This is a genomic window from Eggerthella sp., from assembly GCF_048329335.1.
In the GTDB taxonomy this organism is placed as follows: domain Bacteria; phylum Actinomycetota; class Coriobacteriia; order Coriobacteriales; family Eggerthellaceae; genus Eggerthella; species Eggerthella lenta.
Genome location: NZ_DBFEGU010000168.1, coordinates 1 through 6,932 on the forward strand (window position 1 = coordinate 1; position 6,932 = coordinate 6,932).

5 protein-coding genes, 1 tRNA gene and 1 pseudogene are annotated in these 6,932 nt (G+C 69.0%); 1 reads left to right on the top strand and 6 read right to left on the bottom strand.

Translation table 11 applies throughout. The features are described 5' to 3' along the window. On the top strand, nucleotides 1–822 hold an 822-nt coding region (locus ACMO6A_RS05450), incomplete at its 5' end, for a SelB C-terminal domain-containing protein (RefSeq protein ID WP_418470876.1). A gap of 62 nt (nucleotides 823–884) precedes the next feature. Here ACMO6A_RS05450 and ACMO6A_RS05455 read toward each other — a convergent pair. From ACMO6A_RS05455 to ACMO6A_RS05480, 6 genes and pseudogenes are all read right to left on the bottom strand, one after another. Next, nucleotides 885–981: transfer RNA gene (locus ACMO6A_RS05455), tRNA-Sec, on the bottom strand. Nucleotides 982–1,067: 86 nt separating this feature from the next. Further along, nucleotides 1,068–1,910: an AmmeMemoRadiSam system radical SAM enzyme gene (gene amrS, locus ACMO6A_RS05460; protein ID WP_009307108.1), complete on the bottom strand. Its 843-nt coding sequence runs from the start codon at nucleotides 1,908–1,910 to the stop codon at nucleotides 1,068–1,070. Beyond that, a complete protein-coding gene (gene amrA, locus ACMO6A_RS05465) occupies nucleotides 1,903–3,327 on the bottom strand; it encodes an AmmeMemoRadiSam system protein A (protein WP_009608697.1) in 1,425 nt (474 codons plus the stop codon). The genes amrS and amrA overlap by 8 nt, the downstream gene beginning before the upstream one ends. 186 nt (nucleotides 3,328–3,513) lie before the next feature. Continuing rightward, nucleotides 3,514–4,905, bottom strand: a complete 1,392-nt coding sequence (locus tag ACMO6A_RS05470; RefSeq protein ID WP_418470877.1) for an APC family permease — start codon at nucleotides 4,903–4,905, stop codon at nucleotides 3,514–3,516. Nucleotides 4,906–5,118: 213 nt separating this feature from the next. After that, a complete protein-coding gene (locus tag ACMO6A_RS05475) occupies nucleotides 5,119–5,979 on the bottom strand; it encodes an aldo/keto reductase (RefSeq protein ID WP_009307112.1) in 861 nt (286 codons plus the stop codon). A gap of 444 nt (nucleotides 5,980–6,423) precedes the next feature. Then, nucleotides 6,424–6,711: pseudogene (locus ACMO6A_RS05480) on the bottom strand (peptide chain release factor-like protein); the annotation flags it as partial. Nucleotides 6,712–6,932 lie beyond the last annotated feature (221 nt).

The window sequence follows — 6,932 nt, forward strand, 5'->3', positions numbered from 1 at the left end:
ACGCTGGCACCGGGCGCGCTCGAGCTGCTGGACGCGCTGCGCGAAGGCGACGAGGCCGCCGTGGCGCACGCCGCGTTCGCGCTGACCGCCGCGCCCGTAACGGCCACCGAGCTGGCGACGCTTTCCGGGCTCGAGGAGGACGCGGCCGCCCGCGAGCTCGAGGCCCTTGCCGCGCACGGCGCTGCGGTGCGCCTCGGCGGCGAGCGCGCGCTGCGCTACGCCGCCCCCTCCGTGCTGCAGAAGCAGCGCGCCGCCATCGAGAACGCCCTGCTGAAGTTCCATGCCGAGAACCCGGCCGCCACCGGCATCGCGAAGGACGCGCTGCGCCGGCGCTGCCTGCCGCGCGCGGACGCGGGCTGCTTCGACGCGCTGCTGGACGACGCGGTCGCGCGCGGCGCCGCGGTGACGGACGGGGGCGAGGTGAGCCATCCCAAAGCCGGAGCAGGCGCGCGCAAGCTGGAGGAGCAGGCCGCCGAGCAGCTGCGCGAGACGCTGGCCGCCGCAGCCGGGGCGCCGCCGTCCACAGGCGAGCTCATCGCATCGAGCGGCCTAGACTCCTCGCTCGTCCACCGCGCGCTGGGAAGTCTGGAGAAGCAGGGCCTCGTACGGCGCATCGGAGCCGACTTCTACTTCGACGTATCGGCGCTGGCCGCCTTCGAGCAAGCCGTGCGCGCCCGTCTGGTTGACGGCCCCGCCACCGCAGCCGAGCTCAAGGACGCGATGGGCACCAGCAGGAAGTACGCCATCCCCCTGCTCGAGTACTTCGACTCCCAAGCCGTCACTCGCCGCGAAGGCGACACGAGGGTGCCGGGAGGAAGATGACGCCCCGAGGGAGGTTCTATCCGGGAATACGAAAAGCGCCCCGATCGGGGCGCTTGCGTTTCTGGCGGAGATGTGTGCGAATCGAACACACCCGAGACGTTCTGCACGCCTCACAGCGGCTTTGAAGGCCGTGGAGCCCACCAGGACCCATCCATCTCCAATAAGAAGGTGCCGTTTCGGCACCGTAGATATGATAGCGCATTTGTCCGCGACGAGGACGCGCGTTCCGAAATGTTGCGTATCGTTCAGCAATTCCCCAAAAGTACGTCGCTCAGGTGGCGACGCGCCACATCCGCCAGCGCATGGAGCGCGGACACGGGGGTTGGAGGCCGGTCGAGCATCCGATGGCACGGGAAGAAGCGCGTGAGATGGTACGGGATGGCGGGATCGAGCGATGCCAGCCAAGCCGCTGCCGCATCGATTTCGTCGGGATCGTCGTTGAGCCCGGGGATGACGAGCGTCGTCACCTCGAGGTGGCACGTCGGATCGGCCGCCAGCGTTTCGATGGTGCGCTTGACCGCGGACAGGTCGCCGCCCGCCGTATCGTAGAATCCCTGCGTGAACCCCTTGAGGTCGATGTTTGCCGCGTCCACGATGCCGAGGAGCTCGGTAAGCGGCTCTTCGTTCACCATCCCGTTGCTCACCAGCACGTTCGCAAGCCCCGCCTCGCTCGCGAGCCGTCCGACGTCCCGCACGTACTCGTAACCCACGAGCGGTTCGTTGTACGTGTACGCGACGCCTACGCATCCGCGATCGCGGGCCCGCAGCGCCAGGCCGACCGCCTCTTCGGGCGCCACGTAGCGCCATGCCGCATCCTCCGCGCCCGCGCAGGCGATATCCGCGTTCTGGCAGAACGGACAGCGCAGGTTGCACCCGTAGCTTCCCAGCGACAGCACGGTCGAGCCCGGGCGGAACCGCGCGAGAGGCTTCTTCTCCACCGGATCGAGCGCGATCGAGGTCACGCGCCCGTAATTCTCGTCGACGACCCGTCCACCGTAGGCAACGCGCGCCCTGCACAGCCCGCGCCGTCCTTCGGAAAGCGCGCAGGCGTGCGGGCACACGCCGCACACGGCGCGCCCGTCAGCCACGGCGCGGCTCTCCCCCGCGTTCGTGGCGCACCACCTCGAAGCGCTCCAGCTCCACGTCGTCGTCGAACAGGTCGATGCCGGCCTTTCGCTTCGCGATGTCCACCTGCTGCTGCGCCGAGTCCACGCCGTCGAGGTTCGGCAGCAGCAGCCCCCGCTTCCAGCCTTTCGTCACGATCACACCGTAGCGGGCCGGGTCCAGCTGGTCGATCGACTCGACGGGCATGGGCGTGAACAGCACATCCACCGAATACGACAGCGCGTCCAACTCGTCGGGGCGCACGGGCGGGAAGCGCGGATCCTCCGAAGCCGCCGCCACGCCGTTGCGCACGATCTCGGCGGCCGTGCTGCCCGTCACCGGCGAGATGGTGCCGATACAGCCGCGCAGCTCGCCGTGTTCGTGCAGCGACACGAACACGCCGGCGCGCTTGTCCGACAGCTCGGGCGGCAGGCCGTCGGGCACCGCTATGGGGTTGCCCGTGCGCACGAACCCTTCGACGCTGGCGCGGGCAAGCGCAACGTACGGGTCGACCGGCGCATCGTTCGCGGCTGCGTCGCGCGCACCGCTGCGATCCTCATCGCGGTCAACCGCGGTCCGCACGGCGCCGTCGCCGGCCGAGCCCTGCACCTCGAACGCGGCCACCGCGTAACCCACGCCGAAGGGGCCTTCGTAGCTGAGCAGCTCGTGCGAGATGGGAAGGCCTTCCAACGCGCCCGCCATGATCCAGAACGAGCGCAGGCCGCATTCCGCCGCCTCCTCGCCGAACGTCTCGTCTATCTCCAGCAGACCGCTCAAATCGCCCGCATCGAACAGCGCGGTGACCATACGGTCGAACACGGGGCCCTGCGGAGCGTAGCCGTACGGGCCGTCGCTCGCAAGCTTATGGGACAAGTCGCCGCTGGCGATGAGGACGCAGCTGCGATCCAGATCGGCGGCCGCCTCGGCGATGCAGCGCCCCAGCGCGAGGTGCGTCTGGGGCGAGAGGCCCGACAGCCCGATGCGCACCACCTGGTACGTCGAATATGCCTCGTTCACGAAATGCAGCGGCACGATGGTGGCATGGTCGAGATCCTTCCCGCCCATGCCGCTGCCGCACAGCGGCACCGTGTGCTTGCGCGCGCACGCGGCTATGGCGGCCGTCATCTCGCCGTCGTATTGCACGGTCATGGAAGAGTCCCATGCGCCGAAGCGCCCCATGTCGCCGCGGTCGAAGTCGCCGGTGGACAGATGGAAGCAATCGCGGAACAGCGGGGCGTGGGGCGACACCACGACGATGGTCTCGGGCGCGTGCGCGGCGATGCGGCGCGCCACCTCGCGATACGCGTCGAGGGTGTCCTGGATGGCGCGCTCCTGGCCCCGGCCTACCTCGGGCATGGCGAGGGGCGGATGCGGCACGGCGTACGCGGCGACGATTCCCATGAGAGCTCCTTCCTGGAAGCGTTGACCGGGCGCGCCTCGAGCACGCGCGCGCCCTTCGGTGGCTCGATTGTACACCGCGCGAAGCGCCCTTGGCGCCCGCCTCCCCCGCTTGTGCCTATTCGGCACGCAAGCGTTGACGGATGCGCGCCGCCGTCGGCGCACGGCGTCCGCAGAAGGGCGAGCGCGCTACCCGTCCAGCTTGACGTCGCGTTTCAGCCCGTAGTGCAGCACGAGGTAGTACACGATGCCCGCCGCCATCCAGATGAGGCCGAGCACCTTCGCCGGCACGTCGAGGCTCCACCACGTGTAGCCGATCACCGCGATGCCGCACAAAGGCGACAGCAGATGCGCCGCCCAGCGGCCGTCGCGCTTCTTGACGAAGAAGTACCCGATGACGGTGACGTGCAGCATGAGGAAGGCGGTGAGCGCGCCGAAGTTCACGAACAGCGAGATGGTGTCGGTGCCCAGCCGCCCGAACGTCAGCACCAGCACGAGCGTGAGGGTCCCCACGAACAGCGACGCGACGTAGGGCGTGTGGTACTTCGGATGGATCCTCGCCAGCGGGCTGGGCAGCCCGCCCGCGCGCCCCATGGCGAAGAGAATGCGCGACACCGCCGTCTGCGCGGCCAGCGCTGTGAAGATGCCCCAGGCCAGCGCCGTGGCGACAGCGCACACGACGTACAGCCACCTGCCGCCCACCACCTGCGCCACCAGGTAGAAGGCGTTGCCCGAGTCGCCCGCGAACGCGGCTCCGTCGGGGCTGATGCAGCCCGCGATGTAGGTCTGCAGCACGAACAGCGCGCCCACGATGGCCAGCGACGCCATCATGGCGCGCCCCGGGCCGCGCCGGCCGTCCTTCGCCTCCTCCGACAGCGTGGCGATGCCGTCGAAGCCCAGAAACGACAGCACGCCCAGCGACACGGCGCTCATGACGAGGTTCGGATCGAACGTGGAGGGGTTGAAGAACGGGTCCAGCGAGAAACCGCGCGATGCGGGGTCGGCGAGCAGCCACCGGACGCCCAGCACGACGAAGACCAAAAGAACGAGGATCTCCAGCACGAGCGCCACGCGGTTCACGATGTCGGTGAGGCCGATGCCGCGCACGTTCACGAACGTGTTCGCCACCACGAACACCACGGCGAACGCCCAAGGCGGGATCTCGGGCACGAGGCCGGACAACGCCGTGGAGGCCACCATGTACATGAGCACGGGGATCAGCAGGTAGTCGAGCAGCAGCGTCCAGCCCGTCACGAAGCCGATGCCCTTGCCCAGGCCGCGCGAGGTGTAGGCGTACACCGAGCCCGCCACCGGCCACTCGCGTATGAGCATGCTGTAGGACAGCGCCGTGAACACCATGGCCAGCGTCCCCACGAGGTACACGAGCGCGGGCATGCCGCCCGAATCCGAGAACACGCCGCCGTAGATCCCCATCGGCGCGATGGGAACCATGAAGATGAGCCCGTACACGATCATGTCGGGCACGGTGAGCACGCGCTTGAGCTGCTGCTTGCCCGGCTGCCCGCCTCCGCTCGCCTCGGATGGGGCGCGCTTCGCGCCGTCGTGAGCTTCGTCCGCCATGCAACCGCTCCTTTCGTCAGACCGCTCGGATGCCCAGCGCGCAGGCGCCGAGGCGTACCCTGTCCACGATACGGCAGAGCCCGGAAGGAGCACGGCGGGGCAGCGCCGCCCTTGCCAACGCGTTGACCCGTTGTCGGCCGGGCGTTTCGCTGCGGGAGGCGCGGGCGGGCGCACAAGCGGAAAGCCCGCTTTCGCGGGCTTTCCGAACGGGCTTTAGAAGTCGATGGCGTCGGGATCGAGGCCGCTTTGGCCGAGGGGATCCAGCTCGTCGATGCGCTGCAGGTCCTCGTCGGTGATGTTGAACCAGAAGATGCGTGCGTTCTCGGCGATGCGCGACGGGTCCGTGGACTTCGGCAGCGGGATGGCCCGGCGCTGGAGGCACCAGCGCAGGCACAGCTGCGCCACCGTGCAGCCGTAGCTGGCCGCGATGTCGATGAGCAGCTGGTTCTCCAGCACGCGGCCCGAGCCCAGCGGCGACCACGCCTCCACCACGATGTCGTGGCGGTTGCAGAAGTCGCGCGTAACCTCCTGGTTGCAGCCGGGATGCAGCTCGATCTGGTCGACCATCGGCAGGATGTCGGCCGCATCCATGAGCGGCTCGAGATGATGGGGCTTGAAGTTGCTCACGCCGATGGCGCGCACGAGCCCGTCGAGGTAGAGCGTCTCGAGCGCACGCCACGTCTCCTGGTTCGTACGCTGCCAGTCGGCTTCGGCCCCCTTCGCAGCGGGCCAGTGGATGAGGTACAGATCGACGTAGTCGAGGTGCAGCTTGGCGCGTGACTCCTCGAAAGCCTTGAGCGTGGCGTCGTAGCCGCGATCGGTGTTCCACACCTTCGTGGTGACGAACACGTCCTCGCGCGACACGCCGCCCGAGGCGAGCGCCTTGCCCACCGTGCCCTCGTTGTCGTAGGCCGCAGCCGTGTCGATGTGGCGATACCCGTCGTGAAGCGCCTGATGGACGGCGTCGATCCCCACTTCGCCGTCGGGCATCTTCCACGTGCCGAACCCCAAACACGGGATGCCGTAGCCGTTTCGCAGGGTGATCCGGTCCTTCGGACTTTGCAAATCCGCCATGCGCGTGCTCCTTATCACTTATACGCCGCCCGCAGGCCGCGCAACCGTCGTTACGCGTCCCACGATACGCCCGCGCAACGCGCAGTCGCCGAACCGTAGCGCGTTCGTAGAAGGAAAGGAGCGAAACCGTTACGCACATGCCCGGTTCGACAGCGGAAAAGCGCATCCGCCGTCGACGCGCAAGCGCGCCCCCGAAGGGCTCGCCTTTCTCGACGCGGCTCGCAGGGCGGCTCGCGCAGGACGGCTCGCGGGAAGCAGGTCGCTCGCCCACCGTGCGGCCCGCCCGCCTGCTTCCTGCCCTCCGGTCGGCCTCGAATCGCACACTTTCTCGCCATATGATGCGTCCCTGGAGGTTCCGAAGGCCGCCCTCGCCCCTCGGCTTCCGCAGCGCTTCCCGTAATGCCCGGTCACGGCGTCGCGCCGTCCCGTCTCGGACGCTCCGCGTCACTCGTCGACGCGGCCGCGCTGCGCCTTCGTTTGGGAGCGGCGGCGCTTCTGGGCGAGACGGCGCTCCTTGGAAGCGCGGGTCGCCTTCGTGGCGCGGCGCGCCTTCGGCGGCACGGCCTCGCGCGCGAACCGGTCGCGCAGCTTCTGCAGGCACAGCTGGCGGTTGCGGAACTGGCTGCGCGATTCGCGGGACGTCGCTGTCATGCCGCTGGGCACGTGCGTCATGCGCACCGCCGAGTCGGTGGTGTTCACGCACTGCCCGCCCGGCCCGCTCGCGCGGAACGCCTGCACGTCGCAGTCGCGAGCGATGTCTTCGAGCGACATGCGCGCCCAACGGGCGTAGTCGCGGTATGTCGGCTCGTCGTGATCCATGGCCGCATCATAGCACGACGCCCGCGAACGCACGTCGTCGCCCGAAAAACACGGAATCGCTCCTGCAAGCGTGTTTTTCGGGCGACGATGCAAAGCCGGGCCTGTCGGCCGCCGACGCGGCCGCGCTGCGCCTT